Genomic DNA, 20,335 nt, shown 5'->3' with positions numbered 1-20,335 from the left:
AGGCCGGACATATGACCGCACCGTTCCAATGTGTGAAATCGACTGAAAAAGCTCTTGCCTCGCGGGCCGTTCCACATATGGGGGCAAGGTCACAATACCAGCAAGACCTTCCCCGAACTCCATCTGCTCGCTGGGCTACAACCGAATAGCTCGAAGCCAACACTCGACGTTGCAGTCACATGTTGGCACCGCACCATCGGCGCGCCTGCCGGCATAAATTTTGCTGGTGGTGAGCTGAAACCGTACTTCCAGTGAAATCTCGGATCGATATTCCTGTTTCTCGAACCCAGGTGACTTCAATTGATGTCAAAGACGCAACTCCAGTCCGGACCTCCACGAGAAGACGAGACAGAGCCTGTTTCGAGAGGGTGGGTAAGGAACGCCGAGGTGAAAATAGCGGCTAATGGGACACGGATGAGCGGTTGCGGTGCTTGTTAGCGACGCGCGCCCCGAAACAGTTCTGCGGGACCAGCAAGTAAACGCTCCGTCATCTGACTATCTCATCAAGAGGACGATGGCATTAAGATTGGGCAGCATGTTCGAAGGACTACAACAGCAGTGAACGACGCCAGAATAGCTGCCGCTCCCGCATCACCTGCTTCCGAAAAGCGGCTCCTGGCGCTGTAAACAGCCGGTCGCGAGACGCTCTGAAAGTCGAGTGAGAGACATCATGTTGATGAACGAGTTAAAGGACCAGATACCGGATTTTGCCAAAGACGTTAGGACTAACCTAGCGGCTATGTTGGCCGACGAGACACTTACGCCAAAGTGCAAGTGCAGTCTATTGCTAGCCGTCGCGATTGCGACTCGCAATCACAAGATCATTTCCGCGATGGAATGCGAGGCTAGATCTGTAATGACGCCAGATGCCATCGCTGCTGTTAAATCCGCGGCTTTCTTGATCGCGATGAACAACGTCTACAATCCCTTTGTTCAACTCGCGTCAAACCTGGAATACAGGAAGATGCCTGCGCGGCTCCGGCAAGACCTCATCGAGAGTTCGAACGTTGACAGGGGCGATCTCGAGCTATGGTCACTGGCCATCTCGGCTATCAATGGCTGCGGCGCCCTCATGGACGAGCACGAAACAGCTCTGCAGCAGGAGTGGTTCAGTCCAACGGAGATCCAGACTGCCGTACGTTTTGCTGCTATTATGCAGTCAGTAGCCATCGCTATCGAGACAAGCGGTGACGTGAATTAATCTGAGTGGATCTACTTGAGCATGAACGGCATGTGCAGGCTGAGGCAAGAAGGCGATCGCTAGAATTCGGAGCTCCGACCCAGGACTGCCTGTGGCGCTCGAGAGAAAATGCCACGTGGGCGTCGTCCGATGGATTGCCCAACGTACTGCGTGATCAGGCCCGCTGCGCTTTCGGCGAGGTAGATCTTGTGACCAAACTCGACCAGCATGCGAACCTTACCGCGCTTGATCAGGTCGCCATGAGGTTCCAAGATGCAATAGTTCTCGTCGGTAACGAGCTGCTCACCAAGCATCACACGGCGACGTGCCTGATCAATGACACGACTTGCCAGCTGGCAGAAGTCTTCGACCTGCGCGCGGTTCTTTGATGGCTACGTCGGCGCAGACGTCTTGAGCACGGATCGCGCGGGTTCGTCGAGCCCAGTGCGTGCGTTTCCAACGCTCGCCAATGTCGATGAGCAGCCGGTATATGCGAGCCTGCTGGTCGTGACGCTGCCTCCTCGTGATACGCTGGACCTGGACATACGCCACCGCGCTGAGCGTGTACGGACACAAAACCCCTTGATTCTTCGCAATAGCAGGGCTTTGGCGAGACGGCGGACCAGGCGTGTGACGACGCGGACCTCATCACCTAGCAACGTATTGGCGGTTGGACGATGAATGCCGGTCTGCACCACCTCGTGTGGACCCGCAACTTATCGCAGTCCTTCAATGCTAGCTCGATCGCTGGCAGCCCCCCCCAAATTGTTGGCCGCTCTCAGCGCCTGTGGGGTCAGATGGATCAAGCCACGCTGAAGGGTATCATGCTTCGGCGCCGGCACCCAGTAGAAGGCAGGGAACTGGACGAAGCGTCAGGATCAAATGCTTAAGCTCTGATCTAAAGCATCTGGCGGCGCGCTCAATACAACGTAAAGCTCTACGAGATCCTGACTCAGAGCGCGAGCTTTCTAGATCAAGTACTCCATAATCTCTAGTTGCGCTCGTGCCAGACGGTGTTCGGGATTATGCCCTTTCATGCAAGGTGGGGAGCACTTTTGGACACCGAACGTCGACTGGCCGGACCGGCTCTACTCGATCTAGTAGTACCGACTTGGCCTCCAAACAGAGATACTCATCTGCTCGATACTTCTAGTTTGAAGCGCCCTTTGCCGGCGGCACGGGCGTCACTGGTAGGAGAGAGTGGGAAGAATGAAAACATCCGACCAATCCGATCAACTGGCGCGTGCGAATGTCCACGTTAGGAGCTTGAGCCCACCGTCATGCCAACCAATGGACACCAGGCCACAGCTTGTAACCCACCACGCCCCTCGCTTCGAGCAATCGGACGAAATACGCCGCTGCAACATGCTTGACGCCGGCAATCCGCATCGTCGTCCCAAAACGCTGCGTGCTATCGCCACTCAAGCGCTCGGGCGTGAAGCGGAGATTTCCTGCTCCACTAAGCCGCTGCTCGAAAGTAACCGTAGTCGCATCCCACAAATCAAACAGTGTCTGCTCATGTGGAGCTAGTTGCGATCAGACATTCTGTGGCCGGATGCATGATTTCCTGGGACTCTACAGCAGAAGCGGCTGTCACCGATTACACCTGCGAGGCCGGATCAAGATGAGAGATTTGTCCGATGATTATCCCTTGCCTCCCATTGGGCCCCTCCAAGGGAAGCATGGAAACGCTCACGTAACGCGCAGGAGTTTGCTAGCGGGTGCGTCTCTTTTTATCACCATGGGGGGGGCAAGCGCGCGGGTGATGACGAAGGCCTTGCCTTGGGAGCCCAATAAGGCCGATCCGGTGACGCCAGTCGTATCCGGGGGATATTTGTTCTTCACCGCAAAGGAGGCTGCCATTGTCGATGCGTTCGTGGATCGTCTAATTCCGACTGACGAACTCGGCGCCGGCGCTAAGGACGCCGGCGTCACGACGTTTATCGATCGTCAGCTGACCGGGCCGTATGGCGGTCATGATTCACTGTACATGCAAGGACCATTTTCGGAAACGCCACTGCCGAGCCAGGGACTGCAATCGCCGATGACACCTCGCCAGCAGTATCGGTTAGGGCTCGCCGCTCTCGATCGCTATTGCAGCGAGACCTATGGAGGGCGCGGCTTTGCCGAGCTCAGCTGTGAGAGGCAGGACAGTTTAATTCACGCGATGGAACAGGGCGAGGTTCAGTTCCAGAATTTCGATAGTCAGATGCTGTTCTCAGCCATTCACACTAACGCCATTGAAGGTTATTTCGCCGATCCGATCTATGGCGGCAACCGCGAGATGATAGGCTGGGACCTCGTTGGCTTCCCCGGTGCTCGCTACGATTATCGAGACGTGATGGAGAAACCGAACAAGCGCTACGAGCTACCGCCGGTCGGGTTGCAGGGCCGTCCTGCCTGGGGGAGCCGCTGATGGCCCGCCGTCTTCCCCGAAAGGACGTCGTTATCATCGGTCTGGGCTGGACTGGATCGATCCTCGCTTACGAGCTGTCCCGTGCCGGTCGCGAAGTGGTTGCAATCGAACGAGGCCCATGGCGCAATACCGCTACGGAGTTCAATATCGGCACGGTGCCGGATGAATTGCGGTATGCCGTGCGGCATGAATTCTTCCTGCGCCCCAGGCAGGAAACGCAAACTATGCGCAACAATCCTGCGCAGACCGCGTTGCCAATTCGCAAATGGGGCAGTTTCCTGCCCGGTAACGGGGTCGGTGGTAGCGGCATGCATTGGGGTGGCCAGACCTGGCGCTTCCTACCAGACGATTTCCGCCTCCGTCGCCACTTGACTGAGCGCTATGGCAACAAGAGCCTGCCTTACGGGAATGATATCCAGGACTGGCCAGTTTCTTACGACGAGCTTGAGCCCTATTATGACAAGTTCGAGCGCATGACAGGCATTTCGGGCAAAGCCGGCAATCTCAAAGGCAAAATAAACGCTGTCGGCAATCCCTTCGAAGGCCCGCGCTCGCGCGAATACCCAACGCCACCGATGAAGCAAGGCTATGCGCAGGAGTTGTTCACCCGTGCTGCAGTCGAACTTGGCCTACACCCATTTCCATTACCGTCGGCATGTATTTCGGTGGCCTACACCAATACTTACGGCTGCACTTTGGCCCCGTGCACCTATTGCGGCTTCTGTGAGCGGTTCGGCTGCGGGACATATTCGAAGGCCTCGCCGCAGACCTGCGTTCTCCCGGCGCTAGTCCGCGAGCCCACCTTTGAAGCCCGCACGGATTGCGAGGTGACTAAGATCAACCTTTGTGTAGGCGGCAAAATGGCGACCGGAGTGACCTATGTTGAGGCCGATGGTCAAGAGTGGGAACAGCCCGCGGATCTCGTGCTGGTCTGCGCCTACAGCCTCTTTAACGTTCGCCTCTTACTATTATCAGGCATCGGCAAACCGTATGATCAGGCGAGAGACGAAGGCGTGGTCGGCCGCAACTATACGTATCAGACCGCCACCGGTTCGACAGGTTTTTTCGACAGAGCCATATTCAATCCGTTCGGAGCCGCAGGCGGCCTCGGCCAAGCGTTGGACGACTACAACTGCGATAATTTTGACCATGACGCACACGGCTTTGTAGGAGGCGCCTCCATTACGTGCGCCTGCAGCAACGGACGGCCGATCCTCTACCACCCGGTGCCACGCGGCACGCCGAGTTGGGGTAGCGCCTGGAAGAAGGCGGTTCACGACAACTATCTGAAGGTGGCTAATGTCGACGCGCAGGGCAGTGTCATGAGCTATCGCAACAATTACCTCGATCTTGATCCGACTTATAAAGACCGGATTGGCCGTCCATTGCTGCGCATGACCTTCGATTACCAAGACAATGAGCGAAAGATGGCGAATTGGATGGCCGCCCGCTGTGACGAGATCGCAAAAGCCATGGGGGCCAAAGCCACACAGGTCAACCGCCTTAACGGCGCTTGGTCGGTGGTGCCTTACCGATCCACTCACAACACAGGAGGCGCCGTGTTTGGTAGCCATCCGAGCACCAGCGCGCTTAACCGGTACCTGCAGTCCTGGGACGTCCACAATGTCTTCGTGATGGGCGCCTCGGCGTTTCCTCAAAACCCAGGCTACAATCCGACGGGCACCGTTGGCGCCCTAACCTATTGGGCGCTGGACGCCATCTTCGAGTATATGAAGTCGCCGCGCCCCTTGGTGCAGGCATGAAGCGGATTGTAAAGAGAGTGGCGGTCCGACTCCGCCAGGCCGTAGGATTTCTACTGCTATTTGTGAATGTGGTGGCTGCTGAATCTGACCATTATGTAGACCTTATGCGCGGCAAGGCGCTGGTGATCTCACGCGATTCTGTCGCCCGTCACACCTCCCCCGGTGGGACGCCATTTGGCGAGTGGCTCCCACTGCAAACGCCCTTTGGACAGATCATTGCCCCGAACATTACGCCGGACGATACGGCCGGCATTGATAGCTGGTCATCTGATGATTTTGTCCGCGCTATGAATGAGGGGAGACGGCCGAGCGGCGATGATCTGAATCCGGCTTTTCCCTATGCCTATTACAACAAGGTGACCCGCGTCGATCTCGACGCCATCAATGCCTACTTGCCGACACTCGCTCCCATCACCAATCGGGCCAATCGCAATACGTTGCCGTCTCCTCTCAACATGCGTCCTTTGCATGCCGGTTTGGGCAAATTGTCAATCGACGAGATCGTGCGATATCTGAGTACGGGACAAACGGCTGCAAGCGTCGCTTCAGGCCCAATGAAAGACGTAATCGAGAACTCCACATCGACAATGCCGGAGGCCGACCTTAAAGCTATCGCGGTCCACCTAGAGGAGCGCGGTGCGACCGCCCCCCCTGCATCCGAGCCGCTAGCCGCTTCAGATCCGCTAATGCAGGCGGGCGAAGCCATCTTCATAGACACCTGCTCGGCCTGCCACACTCGAAACGGGGGCGGCATCGAGCCGATCTTTCCGAACCTTGTTGGCAATGGCGTAGTTACTCAGGACGATCCGACCTCGGTGATCCACGTCGTCATCGCCGGCGGACGAGCAGCGGCCAGCGACAAGCAGCCCACTCCACCTGCAATGCCCTCTCTCGGCTTCCGCCTGACCGATGGTGAGATTGCTGCGGTCGTTACCTATATCCGGAATTCCTGGGGCAACTCCGCTCCGGCGGTGGCGGCAGACACCGTGAAGGCCGTTCGTTGTCGCGAGAGCGGGGCGTCCATTGAAAGAGCTGGCCGGCTGCCTTCCTGTTGGAAGTGATCGGGTTGGATCACATTCCTTAGCTTTACATGGTTGAGGCCTCTTGGAGGTGAAAAGATGCGGCTCGTAAGGTGCACCCCAGAATGACAATCGACGTTCAACATAGCTTGCCAATCGCGCGGCCGACGTAAGTCATTTGGCCGGGCGATGACCGGAGTTGGACCGCAGTTGCGGGTGCGCCGCATAAAGCGGTAATAGGTAGCTTTCCGGCGATTCAGGGTCCAAAACGTCGACAATCATCCTGGCATAGACGGTTAAGCGCGCCTCGCGCCATCGATCCCGTTCAATGTGAACTCGTGCGTTCAAACGCTGCCGGACATTCAGGCCAGATCCAGCATAACACCGCTGCTCCCTGCCTGCAGTATGCGTTGAGCTTAGGTGTGAATGCCGATGCCGGCATCCTCGAGCTCGCCTACTAAGGTTTGCTACTGGACCCGGCAACGCTTCCGGCAGAGAGCGGGCGCCGGCCCGGACTTGGGCTACACGCAGCTCGCATTGTTCCCATCCGTCAACTTTCCTTCAGAAGCGAAGCCATCAACGACCATTACGCCTGCATCAATCCCTTTGAACCTTTCGAACTGCGCAATATCAGGAGCCTCTCCACTTTGTTGTGCGTGAAGGAGACATCCATCAAACACCGAAGTGCAGTCGACTCGGATGCGATGCGGGATCTCAGGTGCAGTCCCTGCGGCATCGCGCAAAATGGAATGGCTTGCAATGGATCATTCGTTTGAGATAGCTCAACGAAATCGCACATCATGTCTAGTCAAATCAGTGAAGGCGAACGACCACGCTCGACGTATGTGGCAACACTCAACATTCGATGGACCTTTGCGGCAAGGTCGCATTCGTCGTCGGTGGTTACGGAGCGGTTGGCACAACAATCTCCGAAACACTCGCTGCTGCTGGAGCAATCAGCGTCATTGCGGGGCGAAACGGCGGCCAGGCACGCGCGCTAGCTCACCAATTAAGCGACAGGGGCTATCTTGCGGAGGGCCTTGAGCTCGACGCAACCAACACTGAAGCAATCAGAGAACTCTCAAGCTCACTGGTACATCATCATGGTTCGATTGACATTCTAGCAAATTGCCTCGGTTTCAATAAGGAGCAGAGGCTACTCGAGGTCACAGAGGAGGCCTTAGGAGTCTTTGATGAGGTCTACTCAAGAACGTTGCGAGCCGGGATGTTCCTGTCTCAAGTAGTGGCCAAGCATCAAATTGCTGGTAGGGGCGGCAGTCAAATCCACCTCCTCTCGGTTGGATCATCACTTGAATTCCGGGATCGGGGCTACAGCTCCTTTTGCGCGGCAAAAGGCGAACTGGCTGTTCTGCTAAAGCAGCATGCGACGGAGCTGGGACCGCACGGGATTACTGTCAACGGCGTGGCTGCTGGCAGGGTTCGGACGCAAAAAAACGACAGGGCGCTCGAAGATGCATCGACGTTTAGGCAAGCTACCGCGAATGTTCCTTTCGGCCGTCTGGCAACGCCAGCCGATGTCGCCGGCGCGGTACATTTCTTCGCATCGGAGCTCTCGCGTTTTGTGACGGGGCAAATACTATACGTCGATGGTGGTCTCAGCGCATGCAGGTAAGGGCAGCCCGAGAAGATGTCCATCCTAAAAGGGAGCTAGCCGCGGGATCTGGTCGCGGATATCTGCTGTACAGCTGGGATCACCCGCGCTGACCTAGGACGAGTTCAAGTAGCTCCAAGGGGAGAACGGCAGGAAGTAGAAGCTGGTCGACGATTTGTCTCGGCAAAGAGAGGCTGCAGGACGTGATCCGCCGGATGGTAGAAGCCTGACCGGAGGCGCTGTAGATCGACGAATCTGTGGCGAGTGGCAGATGTCGACCCGCACGGCCTCGCATCTCGATTTCGATCAATCGCCCAATAATGACAAGTCCCAGGCGACAGATTGAATTGAATTCCTAACACTCGGTCATGCAGGCACAAATCAGGGCGTCAAAGTCAGCTCGCTTCCGCGATCAACGAGGCTCTTCAACTCCTCGCCTGTTTGCCAAACGAGGCAATCATCGTCCACGATGTCCTCTCCGATCAACTGTAATATCGATCCGCCGGGTTCGTGATGAGAATATCCGTAGACCACCCCTTTTTCCAATAGCTGGCGCGCGACTAGTGCACATAGGAAGTCCGGAGCCCACATAGCCAAGGACACTCCGCGTGCTAGTCCCGCCATTACCTTCGACATCCCCAGTCCTCTGAAGTCGTTGCGAATCCAACGGTCGCCAAGATAAGCTACCTTACCGGTTATCTTCTTCGCGCTCGGCGCTGTGCAGCGACAACGATCCTGAGGATGTGCATGCAGAGCCGGGTCCGCGAAAAACGCCTTCAAAGACTGGAGGTGCTCGGCCAAGTTGCTGCCGGAAAGATCGTACAGTCGGGCGGCCTCCAAAAGAGCAACGTTGCTATTTCTATCGACGCCCACAATCCAAAATCCCTCGCCCAATTCAATTGGCGAACGGTCCGGTCGAAAATTCGGATATGTCCGTCCCTTTGTTGGAGTAGCCTGCGTAATCGAGATATATTCATCAAAATCGAAGCCTAGCGAGATCTTTACTCCGTTTTTAGCGGCGGCCGCGTCATATTTTTGCAAAAAACGTGAGACGTTCAACGGATCAATTACGGTTTTCATTCCTTGTTCCTTGCCACTTATCCCCTCGGCTTTGAACAAACATACGAGGAATTACTCTAGGTAAGACAATGGCTCATCTATCGTCGACTGCCTGATCTGGCGGGGAACACCGAGGCAACAGTTGGACAGGCCTCGTCAAGCCCGCGAGTACAAGCTCTTGGACGAGTCGCACTGATCGAACGACACGAGATGCTGGGCCATTTAAGCGCCGTCCAACAATCATCGACGAAAGACAGGCAGATCTGCTCATGCGATTCGCTACTTCCTAAGGAGGCCGCGTCGACCGCGCGACCTTTATTTGACGTATGGTGCGCAAAGTTCACAACTGGGCGACGTTGCAACCCCGTGGTCTATGTGACGGCTCTGGACAAGCTCTGTACGACGGTCACACTCTTGGCCCATCATCTCGCGTTGAGAGGCAAATCGAGGCGCTCTTACCTGGCGCCGACGTCCCTAGCCGCTTTGTCGAATACTTAGTAGGTTGCAGCCAAGTGATCCGCAAACCAAGGAGCTCGGCGGATCATCCTAAAAGCCGTACTCGACCCTACAACGGTGAAGCTATTTAAGTGAAGCCGCCAACGACCTCTCTAATATATCAAGTCCTTGTTCTAGTAGCTCTTGATCAATCGTTAGTGCGGGCATGACTTTTAGGACCTGATCATCCGGCCCGCATCGTTCGATCATCAATCCCTCGTCAAATGCCGTACGTGCCGTCGCCTGGGCAATTTCGGCGCTGTGACAGTCAAATCCCCAAACCATGCCCCGCCCTCGGACGGAAAACCCTCCTCCATACTCCGATGCGATAGCGTCAAGTCGGCTGCGCATTAAATTCCCCATACGCTTAACGCCGTCCGAAAACGTCTGGCTCCGCCAATAAGTGTTTATAGCTGCGGTTGCCGATACCAGAGCAAGATTGTTAGCTCGAAACGTACCCGTGTGTTCTCCCGGCTCCCATACGTCCAAGCCTTCTTTGATCAGCACCATCGACAATGGAAGGCCATAGCCGCTCAGCGATTTAGACATCACGATGATGTCTGGCGATAGTTCTGCGAACTGGAAGCTAAAGAACTCGCCCGTACGGCCACAGCCCATCTGTATATCGTCCACGACAAAGAGTGCACCTGCATCTCTCGCGATAGCCTGAATTGACCGCAGCCATTCTTTGCTGGCTACGTTTATTCCCCCCTCTCCCTGGACGGTCTCAACGAGAATGGCGGCGGGAGAATCGACACCACTACTTTTGTCCAGCAGAACGTTCCGTAGATAATCAGCCGTATCGAAATCTGGCCCGAGATAGCCATCAAAGGGTACGAAAGTCGCGCCAGAGAGAGATACGCCGCTGCCCGCACGATAAAACTGATTAGCGGTCGCGGCCATGGCTCCTAAACTCATACCGTGATAGCCACGGGTAAATGAAATGACGTTCTTACGTCGCGTGACCTTCCGGGCGAGCTTTAGAGCCGCTTCGATCGCGTTAGCGCCAGTTGGCCCAGTGAATTGAGCGCGATATCGAAGATTCCGCTCCTGAAGTACTATAGAGCTAAAGGTCTTCAAGAATTCGAGTTTTGCTGTCGTGCTCATATCGATCGCGTGAACGACAGCGTCCGAATTCAGATACTCGATAATGGCCGCTTTGATCGCATGATTGTTGTGGCCATAGTTTAACGCGCCAGCTCCGGCAAAGAAATCAATGATTTTTCGGCCCCTGTCCGTCAACATTATGGAGCCGCGCGCTCGGTTGAATGTAGCCGGAAATATACGCGAGTACGAGCGGACGTTCGATTCTAGCGTTTCGAGTACCTGGAGCTCTCGCGTTTCGCCGATTATCCCATGCATGGTCGTCTTCTCCGGAATATGATGACCCTCAGGAAGCAACAAGCCGCTACAGAAATAGCGACAGCAAACCCGCTCGCCCCTTCTGAACGCATCTCTCAGAAGGGTCTCACCTTACTTATATTAGCCTCGCGGAGAACGAACCTACCAATGCTTGTAGTCGATCGAGGTCATATAAGTCGGCCGCCACTGGGTTCGAGAAGAGTCGTGTACGCAAGCCGATAGACCAGTTTGCCGCCCATAGGAACCCAAAGCATTGATTGTCTACGCATCGTTCGGCATACGCAGCGGCGGCAAGCATAGCGCGCGGCTAGAATACCTCGCACGGGGCGATTACGGCGGCACGTCGCAAATCGCGAAGATCCTGCGGCACCTATCCAATCGTCAGGATCCGCGCGCAACTTTATGGACTTATATTGATTATCCGAATTGCACGAGCGGCTGCATGCTAACCTGCTCACCAGAAAGCTCGCTTCGCGGTTCGCGGTCGACAATAGGGAAGGAGACGATTGCAGCCGCAAGCTCGATCAGGTGTGTATCGGCGAGGTTTTCCGCCGCGCTCGACTTGTCCTGACCCAAGTGGTCGATATCCCGCAGTCGCCCGCACCATATTCAGCGAGATCCGCGCCCCTGGCGTGCCGCGGTTGAGCACGTCAATCAAGCTGCTAAACAGACGAGCTTTAGGGTGGCGATGCTCGAAGAATCGGGTCGGCCCCACACGACCGACTGCCGGAATGACGATCCGCGCGCTTGAAGCGAAAGCTCCTTCTTTTCTCTTAGAGTGGCATTGGCGCAGCTAGGAAACATAGGCGGGTTCCCGCATCGAGCATGGATTAGCTGCATGCAAACTGCTCCGGCTATTGACGTCTCTTCTTGCATCCGAACCACATATCACCTCATCGGGTAGGGCTTTCCCGTAACCTCGGCTGTTATTTCCAGAATGCAGTCACATAGCCGTTCTACATCGCAGAACTCCTGCTCCGCTGTAATGCACACTCGAATTGCCGCCCTCCCTTGGGCGACGGTCTGCACGTCCACTAGGGTATAGAAGCCGCAATCCAGGAGCCGTCTTGCAATGGCCGTCGCATTGACTTCAGATCCGATGACGATGGTTCGGATCGGAAGTGAATTGCCTTGTTCAGCGGTGGCGACACCACGGTCAAAGAGCTGAGTGAGTTGCGACAACCGCCGTTGGCGCTGGCCCAGCTCAGGCGAGCGGTGAATTTTGCATGACGCGAGCGCCGCACCTATCGCAGCCGCGCTTGGCGCCGCCGAAAATGAATACGGAATGGAGGACTTTCGAATCAGCGCCTCGTGATCTGCGAGTCCAACCATCAGCACTCCGCCCGAGGAACCAAACCCCTTGGCGAGTGAGCCTGCTATGACAGTTCGGTCACCGAGCGCTTGGGAAAACTGAGAACGGGCAAATCCTTCACCTTGGCGTCCGAAGAGCGATATGCCGTGAGCGTCGTCGATATACAGAAAGAGCCCATAACGTTCCTGGAGTTGGCGCAACTCCTTTATCGGAGCATAGCCTCCCCTGAAATAGACGCCATCGCACACGTAAGCGACCACCGAATGTTCACGGCACAAGCGCTCGAGAGCGTTGATGTCGTTATGCGCTATCGTTTCTAAGGCAGTTTCATTAGCCACTACCGGCTTGTGATGAGCGAGCGAGATGTGTGCAGACTGGTCGAAGGCGACGACCGGCCTCCTGCCGCCAGTGAATTGCCCTGAGGCCAGGATAGGCATCGCGCCCAAATTGGCCAGCATGCCACTCGAAAACGCGATTACGCGTGAGCCAAAAAGGTCAGAAAGACTCTCTTCTAGTTCGTCAAGGCGGGTCCGGGTGTAGGACTGGTGCAACGATCGATGCGCCTCGATCGCCTCGATCGCTCCGGCGACGATCACCGGATGATCGTGCAGGCCCAGATAGGAGCATCGGGCGAAATCAATCAGCCGCGCATGGCCGTAACGCCGGCCATTGAGGCAAGCAATAGTACGTCCGCTGCTGGCGTGTCCCTGGACAGGCACGAGACCAGCGATCTGAGCTGCATGGAGATGGCTCACGCCCAACCTGTAGCCGTTATTTTGAGCGATCTGCTGTTGCATTTTCATTCTCCACGAAAGGTGCTCAACATACCTGCGTACCTCTCCTTTATCTCGCTTGCTTGTCGGATGAGGCTTTTCAGCGTCAGCGCGCAGACGGAAGGTTCGGCAGTATCCTGCTTGCGGTTAGGTCGAGCTCCAGTCCAAATCAGCTAGATCCTTGCTCGTCCTTGCGCAGCTACCAAGTCCAGCAGGCAAAGTGTTTACAGTCTCGATGGTGCATTTCTGCCAGACGATTCGAAGGATGCCTTGTAGGACAAGTTCCACACGGCTGTGGTCACCAGACGGAGGCAGTCCGCCAATACAAAAAATTGATAGAGCCTCAGATCGCTCGCCGCGCTCAACGGAGCTGTCGCGAAGTGGAACGAGCACAAATGTCCCGAACGTCGATCAGGAGCTGACGAAGCTGAGCAGTCCTTTCCATATAAGAAACCCGAACGTCATCGGGTTTTGCATCATTCCAGTTGATGACGCTGGCGACTGGACAGAGCTTCAGTTCGAAGAAACCTTCTCTGTTGTTGCGGGATCTCGTTCGGCACGCATCGCTGTCCCAATTATATCCTCCGCCACCAATTCAGCGATTTGAGCATCGGAGAGACCCAAAAGACCAGATAGAATCTCTCCATTGTGTTGTCCCAGAGTTGGCGCCGCTGCGCGGATTGGATAGGGCTCGGAACTCTCGCGAATGGGCATTGATGGCTGCGGATGCAGCCCTATGAAAGCGCGCTCGACGTCCTGGAAAAACGAGCGAGACCGGAGGTGGCGATCATTGAGGAGGTCAATCGGGAGGCGGGCTACGCCGGCCGCCACCCCCACGCCTTGCAACTCGGACATCGCCTGATCCGCGTCCCGAGTGAGCGCCCATGCTTCGATGTCTCCGTCAATGGCTTCTTCGATTCGGCGGCGAGCTTCCACAGATTTGAGCGACGGATCCGCGGCCCAGTCTGGCCGGCCAATGGTTTGGGCAAGCCTCTGCCACATTTCGGCATTGGTCGCGGCCACCATAATCCAATTGTCCTCCCCCGCACATCGAAAGCAGCCGTGCGGCACGAAGTGTGGATGCCGGTTGCCATATCGTGTTGGCGGCGCACCGCCGGTCGAATAAACCGTAATCCATGGCGCCGCGAACGGCATCATGCATTCGATCTGGGCGAGATCGATGAACTGTCCCTGTCCAGTTTTGCGGGCGTGTATCAGGGCTACCAGCACTGCAGCACAGCCATTTAACCCACCGACGGCGTCTCCAAACGCAACGTGGCTCATCACTGGTATGTCTGTGGGATTTCCAATCACACTTGGCAAGCCCGAGCCCTGCTCCAGAGTCGAGCCATAGGCCCGGCAATCACGATTGACACTGTTCGTGCCAAAGGCTGACATTGATATCATGACGAGTCGAGGGTTAAGCGTTCTGAGAACGTCGTAGCTAAGCCCGAGCTTCGGCAGCACGTCTACCGAGTAGTTGTCCACGACAGCATCAGCGTCCGTCAAAAGCTGTTTTGCGAGATCGAGGCCTTGGGTGCGCGTGAGGTCGAGTGTGATGCCGCGCTTGTTGCGGTTCATGATACAAAATCTTCCGGATTTTTCGTACATCTGCGCATCGATATACGCATAGCTTCGATCAACGCCGCGCCACCAGTCCGGATACTGGATTGCCTCAATCTTGATTACGTCTGCTCCGAGATCCGCCAGCGTGCGCGTACACAATGGACCTGCCCAGCCCATTGAGAAGTCGATGACCCGAATTCCCTGCAAAGGCTGCCGGGCGGCATCAATGCGGATGGGTGTCACCGACGCAGCGGTGGCCTGATCTCCTCGCGTATTCTCGCTGCACTGCCGCTCGCCGACAGCAGGAACTTTTCCGCCAGGACGCGGCGGCGTCAATGTCAACCCCTGCACCGATCCGACCGTCAGGCCCTCTTCTTCGCCTAGCAGAACAGGCACAATCGCGCCGCGCATTTTCTTTTCCGTGTCCTGGAGTAGATCCGATATTTCGGGCACTGGCACGATCGGAATCCTTCCTTTTCGCCCCTCTTCGAACCACTCCTGTGCGGTCCGCGCTTTCAACCTCGGCATAAATACTTGTTCGATCTGTTCAAGGTGCTTCAGACGATCTTCGCCCATAATCAAGGCCGACTCGTCACGCAATTCTGATAGGCCGAGCATGTCGCAGAATGCCCGCCATTGTGCCGGTGTTATCAACGTGACGCCGAGCCAACCCTTTTTTGTTTCGTAAATGCCAACTGGAGAACCTGGCCAAAAGCGGTTAGTGCCAATCCGGCGCATCACGTCGCCGCGCGCAAACGCCTCTGACATGAGATACTCACTGAGAGCGAGGCTCGATTCAAAAATATTGAGCGACCACGACCTCCCTCCTCCGTCCTGCGTTTTCGCAATCACTGAGGAAGCCGCAGCAATGAAGCCCCACAGGCCAGCGAGGATGCCTGTTTGGAAATCCGGCGCGTGCATCGGTGGGCCCTCGACCGGTCCAACCAATCTGATAAGGCCAGCGAGCGCCCGGACGGTTGAATCGGTTGCGGCCATTCCTGCATAGGGCCCCTCTCGGCCGAACCAGCTCCCTTGGAGGCAAATCAACCCGGGACGGACCTTGCGGACCGCGGCCAGATCAATGAACGGGCAATCTGCGGTATCGACGTCGCGACCATCGATCAGAATGTCGCAATTCTCGATCAATGCAGTCAGTCGTATGCTCGCCTGTGAAGTGGTGGGATCGATGATGACGCTCGATTTGTTGAAGTTCAGAAATGCGAACCACGCGCTCTGGCCGCTGGGAGTTAGTGGCGGGCTCCGTCGAAGTGGATCCCCTTGCGGCGGCTCGACCTTCCGAACATCGGCACCGAAATCGGCGAACAATCGCGCACAGTAGCTGGTTGCGGCCGAGCTACCGATTTCGACCACCTGCAGATGCGACAACACTTCCATCGAGGGCTCCATTGTGATGCTCATGAAACATGATCTATCTCGCGATGCGAGACACGCGACGCTGGCTGCAAGTGATGCGACCTGGGCACTGGAACCGAACGCTCCTACGCGGCCTCTCTGCCAATCGATGATCGGTGGATGCCGAACACCGGTTCCTCTGTGCCGTCGGCATTAACGTCCGCAACTTTGTTGCTGTAACACCTTTCCGGACCGGCGCTGGCCATCATCTCCTTGCGGCAAGCAGCCAGCATGCAATCCTCCAGCTTCTTCACTCCAAATTGGCCGTCGGCCATGCCGCAGCCGAGGGCAACTCCAGCGCTCCTTTCTCTGTGCTCGCAAAGGCCAACCCGGTCGCAAACCTTGATGTCATCCCGCGTAGCGGTCGCTCCGTAATCAGAGCTTAGATTGAGAACCAATTCTTCGGGGAGAGCTCATTTCCATTTCCGCGCGCCGCCCGCACCCACTCGTGATGGTGCATTCTGGAATAGAACATTCAACTACGGATCTTGGTAGTTCCGCGCTGTGTTGCATTCGTTAGAAGTGTCAAGTGCGCTCGAAGCGCTTGCCTATCGCGAGCGCGAACGGCGTAGCGGGTTCGTCAATCAATCAACACGGTCAGGCCGAAGTTATACTTATCCATTACACCACAAAGAAGTTGACTCCGTCACGATCAGCAGCCTGCATCTGGAGATCGTACTTGCCAAATATCCCATGGCCGAAAGGCGCCAAGATCGCCGTCAATCTCACTTTCGACTTCGATGCAGAAACCTTGTGGCTCGGGCGCGACCCGACCAATCTCGATCGTCCCGGCACGCTCTCGCAGGGCACCTACGGCGCCAAGGTTGGCGTACCCAAATCCTCGAGCTGCTTACCGACGAAGGGGTGCCGGCCACTTTCTTTGTACCCGGCTGGGTCGTCGACAACAGAACCCATATCGTCGAGAAGATCGTAAAAGCCGATCATGAAATCGGCCACCACGGCTATTTACACAAGCCGATCGATCCGAACCATCTGGAGATGGAAACTCGAGGAGCTTGAAACGAGCATCGAGTCAATCAAGCGCGTAATCGGCCTGGCTCCGGTAGGCTACCGTGCCCCATCAGGAGAAATGAGCGCGAAGCTAATCCGCCTTCTGACTGAACGAGGATTCATCTATGATAGTACCATGCTGGACGACATCGAATCCAACCGCCACATCCTAGAGGATGGAAGCCCTGCCGTCGTTGTTGCCGTGGCACTGGAGCATGGATGACGCTCAGTATCTTTTGACCAGCATCAAGTCCCACCGGCCGTTGGCTACTAACGATCACGTGCTCTCGATCTGGAAGGCGGAGTTCGACGAGGCCTATCTGTCCGGCGGCTACTTCAATCTCATCATGCACCCGCAAGTGACCGGCCGCCCGTCTCGCGTCCGCATGTTGCGCGAATTCATCGCCTACATCAGAAAGCACGACAAGGTTTGGTTCGCACGAAGCCGTGATGTGGCGACTGCTTGGCTTACGGTTGCTAACACATCGAGCGTCGGACCGGTCGTCTCGCCCTTCCTGCGACAAAGCGAGAACGGGACTATCTCGCAGCGGTAAGCAGCGCAAAAGAAAGAATCGTCGCGCCTTCGCCACTTGTTGTTACTGTCCCAGTTTGCTCTTCCAAAGAATCTCGATGTTCACCTGACGTTCGTGCTTTCGCCGCATGCCCTCGCGCGAACACGTTTCTGTGCCTATAACCTAGGCAATCTGCTTGAATCCGGTTTGTGCTTGGCGATCGCGCATACACTACGCAACCGGATCTTGATCGAGCTGAGCTTACCTTGCATGTGCTTATTGGTCGCCTTGCGCCCGAGGACGAATACCCCACCCGTGTGATCGCGTGCGGAGACGGCTACCGTCTAGTAAAGTCGAAGTCTCGACGTTTCTTCGCCGCGTGGAGCGTGGTCGAACAGTCTGGTCGTAGCGCCAGTTCGAGCGAATGCATTCGTTCGTGCAGACCTGCAGGTCCTACTTCATGCTGTCGTGCGCCGTGTGTGTCCACTGGCAACTCACTACCGAACGTGACCGCAGCCACCCAACTGCGTTTTCGTCAAACCCTTAAGATACGCGACAAGCCGAGGAGCATCGCGCCACCTGACAGAGAAGCGGTCGCTTGCTCCAAAAGTGGCGTTATGCAGCCCGATTCTCCTAAATCCCTTCATGTCAGACATGCGATTGCCGGTTATCCTGTTGCCTGTGCTGTGGACGCCATCGTCATCCGGCAAAGGTCTGTGATGTCATGAATGGGCGGGTGGCCGCCGCAACAATCGGAAGGCCGTGCATTCGAACAGGATTGCCGCGATCTCTGGATGCGCGACTGGGAGTCGAGTGATGCGGGCAGCGACATCTATTTCGATTGCGGCAACATTGGTGGGCGGACGGCCGCTTCATCATACCAGAAGGTACCACCTTCGATGCGCCCTACCACGACCCTCGCTCGTTCAGCGGGATCGTCGAATCCGAACAGATCTTCGCCGAAATACGTCGAGCCGTATGTCAGGACGGCGATCTTGGCTTTGGGCGGAAGTTGACGGATTAAGAGTGGCAATAGGAGTAAGCTGCACATGGCCATGGGTACTTCCACCGACGCTGATATAGCTCGCTGATGTCGAATGGAGAAGCCACACGTCAATGCGACGCATCAAGCCCTGTTTGGCCTCGGAGATTCCAGATTGGTAGAAGATCGCTTCAAGGCTGAAGAAATTGGGGGATCAGACTTGATTCGACTCATGTTGAGCGACGCCCAATGAGAGCGGATCTCACCGCAGTTGTCCGCAAAGCCGGTGATTCCGGGAGCAGCGGACGTGACAGTCGGCTTTTAATCGAAGCAGCTCTTTGGATTGTGCGCACGAACTCGCCGTGGCGGACTCTGTCGGAAGGTTCGGCAACTGGTTCACCGAGTATACGCGCTTTTGGCGCTGGGCGCAGAAAGGAGTCTAGGAGCGCGTTTTTCAAGGTTCCCTATGACGATCCTGATTTTGAATCGACACGACAGTACCCTTGTCCGGGGCTCACCAGCATGGCACCGGCGCAAGAGGGGGACTCAAATCAGGCAATAGATAGCTCGCGTGGAGGTGACCAGCAAAATCCCTTGGCAATCTCGTTCGCTTCGTCCGCTTGCCCGGCCAGCGTCACGGCAGCATCGGCGTCGAGATACTCTTGCTCAGGCTTTCCAAGAACGTTCGAGACAGAGGACAGTGATAGTGTTTATGCACGCCCGCCAGTTCGAAGAATATGCTTTCGACGGCCCGTATAGGACGGTCGCTTCATGTGAGGTGCGGAGCCGAAGCATCCACACCGGCGCCGATAAGCGGAACCGCGGGAGGATAATCGCCCCAGACTCCGTCTATACCGCGAATTGCGGTCTGTTAGATCTCGGCAACGATATCGGACTGCTTGGCGCTCGGGCGAATAACTTCTGCGACCCGCTTGTGCATTGCTGTCACAATCTTGCCCGCGTCTCGCATATACTCGATCTCACGTGGCGACTTAACAATCCTCTGCCATTTCACGAGGCGCGTCGCGTCCTTGAACTTCGGCCCCGTTGCTTCAAGCGCCTCGAATCCGACAAGCGTCAAGTAGTAGCTGCCTTTTCGATGCCGATTGTTGCTGACCCCCGTCCCTGTCCGGCGATGATCTCTGCCAGAACTGTCATGGGATGATACTGTTCAGATTGGACATAATGATCCGCAAAGGACCTTCAACTTTCAACCATGTACACTGTTCTTCGAGCACCGTTCGCGTCCATCCCTCGGCCGAACCAGATCGGAGAGCCATCCATCTGTACGATCACGCACTAATGCTTGGTGAACGACCATCCGTCATAACCGGTGAGCCAAGCCATATTCTTGGATCGGTAGCGATTAGCAGTTGCCTGCTTTCTGCATCGTCTTCCGGGTTCCATTGAGTCGCGTTTCGTATTCCGAAAGCGCAAATCGCAGTTCTGGGGTCGCCACCTGGTTCTTTCCGATTTTCAGATGCGTAGTCAGTATGACGAGTTGACTATGGATCTTGCAATGAACGTTCCAGACGCGAGTAATTCCGCTCGTTTTGACTTCCTACGAACAGAATGCAGCATCTTGGCTATCCTAACGGATCCCGATATCGTGGCTTGTTCGCAGCACCACGATTGCCAAATAACCGCGGTGACCGTCACGTGAGTCTAGAATTCGGAACTTACGCTGGCAATCTTCAGCGTCGGCCCGACGCAATGACGACTGGTTATCCTATATGGACCAGAACCCAGCCGCTTGCCTGCGTAGCCAGAATGCAACGAAGAAGCTGCTGGACTGCCTGGACAGGCCCGTCAGGTTCCCTTAACCCTGTCTCTTATACACATCTGACGCTGCCGACGAAC

The 20,335-nt window shown here is 56.1% G+C and carries 16 protein-coding genes; 8 read left to right on the top strand and 8 right to left on the bottom strand.

Going from position 1 to position 20,335, the window contains the following annotated elements; genetic code table 11:
• Nucleotides 1–670: 670 nt before the first annotated feature.
• The 6 genes from IF809_RS34950 (at nucleotide 671) to IF809_RS34925 (ending at nucleotide 8,011) form a co-directional block, all read left to right on the top strand.
• Nucleotides 671–1,201, top strand: coding sequence for a carboxymuconolactone decarboxylase family protein (locus IF809_RS34950; protein WP_370115755.1), 531 nt, complete (start codon nucleotides 671–673; stop codon nucleotides 1,199–1,201).
• 188 nt (nucleotides 1,202–1,389) lie between these two features.
• Complete coding sequence (locus IF809_RS34945; RefSeq protein WP_441258779.1) at nucleotides 1,390–1,569, top strand: hypothetical protein; 180 nt, start codon at nucleotides 1,390–1,392, stop codon at nucleotides 1,567–1,569.
• 1,376 nt (nucleotides 1,570–2,945) lie between these two features.
• Nucleotides 2,946–3,596, top strand: coding sequence for a gluconate 2-dehydrogenase subunit 3 family protein (locus IF809_RS34940; protein WP_370115759.1), 651 nt, complete (start codon nucleotides 2,946–2,948; stop codon nucleotides 3,594–3,596).
• Nucleotides 3,596–5,359, top strand: coding sequence for a GMC family oxidoreductase (locus tag IF809_RS34935; protein ID WP_441258778.1), 1,764 nt, complete (start codon nucleotides 3,596–3,598; stop codon nucleotides 5,357–5,359). The genes IF809_RS34940 and IF809_RS34935 overlap by 1 nt, the downstream gene beginning before the upstream one ends.
• Nucleotides 5,356–6,420, top strand: a complete 1,065-nt coding sequence (locus tag IF809_RS34930; RefSeq protein WP_441258777.1) for a c-type cytochrome — start codon at nucleotides 5,356–5,358, stop codon at nucleotides 6,418–6,420. Before IF809_RS34935 ends, IF809_RS34930 begins: the two co-directional genes overlap by 4 nt.
• An 823-nt stretch (nucleotides 6,421–7,243) precedes the next feature.
• Entirely contained in the window at nucleotides 7,244–8,011 is a 768-nt protein-coding gene (locus IF809_RS34925; RefSeq protein ID WP_441258776.1) for an SDR family NAD(P)-dependent oxidoreductase, read from the top strand.
• 360 nt (nucleotides 8,012–8,371) lie between these two features.
• On the opposite strand, the gene IF809_RS34920 is transcribed toward IF809_RS34925, so the two are convergent.
• From IF809_RS34920 to IF809_RS34895, 6 genes are all read right to left on the bottom strand, one after another.
• Complete coding sequence (locus tag IF809_RS34920) at nucleotides 8,372–9,070, bottom strand: hypothetical protein (RefSeq protein WP_441258775.1); 699 nt, start codon at nucleotides 9,068–9,070, stop codon at nucleotides 8,372–8,374.
• A 558-nt stretch (nucleotides 9,071–9,628) separates the two neighbouring features.
• On the bottom strand, nucleotides 9,629–10,906 hold the full coding sequence (gene ectB, locus IF809_RS34915; RefSeq protein ID WP_441258774.1) for a diaminobutyrate--2-oxoglutarate transaminase: 1,278 nt from the start codon (nucleotides 10,904–10,906) through the stop codon (nucleotides 9,629–9,631).
• Between the two features lie 417 nt (nucleotides 10,907–11,323).
• Nucleotides 11,324–11,482, bottom strand: coding sequence for a hypothetical protein (locus tag IF809_RS34910; RefSeq protein ID WP_441258773.1), 159 nt, complete (start codon nucleotides 11,480–11,482; stop codon nucleotides 11,324–11,326).
• A gap of 312 nt (nucleotides 11,483–11,794) precedes the next feature.
• Nucleotides 11,795–13,015, bottom strand: coding sequence for an aminotransferase class I/II-fold pyridoxal phosphate-dependent enzyme (locus IF809_RS34905; protein ID WP_441258772.1), 1,221 nt, complete (start codon nucleotides 13,013–13,015; stop codon nucleotides 11,795–11,797).
• A gap of 489 nt (nucleotides 13,016–13,504) precedes the next feature.
• Nucleotides 13,505–15,952, bottom strand: coding sequence for a CaiB/BaiF CoA-transferase family protein (locus IF809_RS34900; RefSeq protein ID WP_441258771.1), 2,448 nt, complete (start codon nucleotides 15,950–15,952; stop codon nucleotides 13,505–13,507).
• A gap of 104 nt (nucleotides 15,953–16,056) precedes the next feature.
• A complete protein-coding gene (locus IF809_RS34895; RefSeq protein ID WP_441258770.1) occupies nucleotides 16,057–16,245 on the bottom strand; it encodes a hypothetical protein in 189 nt (62 codons plus the stop codon).
• Between the two features lie 589 nt (nucleotides 16,246–16,834).
• Between IF809_RS34895 and IF809_RS34890 the strand changes: the two genes are divergently transcribed.
• Both IF809_RS34890 and IF809_RS34885 read left to right on the top strand, forming a co-directional pair.
• Nucleotides 16,835–16,990 (top strand): polysaccharide deacetylase family protein, encoded by a 156-nt coding sequence (locus IF809_RS34890; RefSeq protein WP_462839817.1) that lies wholly within the window; start codon nucleotides 16,835–16,837, stop codon nucleotides 16,988–16,990.
• A gap of 167 nt (nucleotides 16,991–17,157) precedes the next feature.
• Nucleotides 17,158–17,535 (top strand): polysaccharide deacetylase family protein, encoded by a 378-nt coding sequence (locus IF809_RS34885; RefSeq protein WP_462839816.1) that lies wholly within the window; start codon nucleotides 17,158–17,160, stop codon nucleotides 17,533–17,535.
• A gap of 790 nt (nucleotides 17,536–18,325) precedes the next feature.
• On the opposite strand, the gene IF809_RS34880 is transcribed toward IF809_RS34885, so the two are convergent.
• Nucleotides 18,326–18,550 carry a hypothetical protein gene (locus IF809_RS34880; protein ID WP_441258768.1) on the bottom strand — a complete coding sequence of 75 codons (225 nt, stop codon included), beginning with the start codon at nucleotides 18,548–18,550 and terminating at the stop codon, nucleotides 18,326–18,328.
• A gap of 796 nt (nucleotides 18,551–19,346) precedes the next feature.
• A complete protein-coding gene (locus IF809_RS34875) occupies nucleotides 19,347–19,556 on the bottom strand; it encodes a hypothetical protein (protein ID WP_441258767.1) in 210 nt (69 codons plus the stop codon).
• Nucleotides 19,557–20,335 lie beyond the last annotated feature (779 nt).

Source organism: Bradyrhizobium sp. UFLA06-24 (genome assembly GCF_054967145.1).
This window is presented reverse-complemented; position numbering and strand designations above follow the sequence as displayed.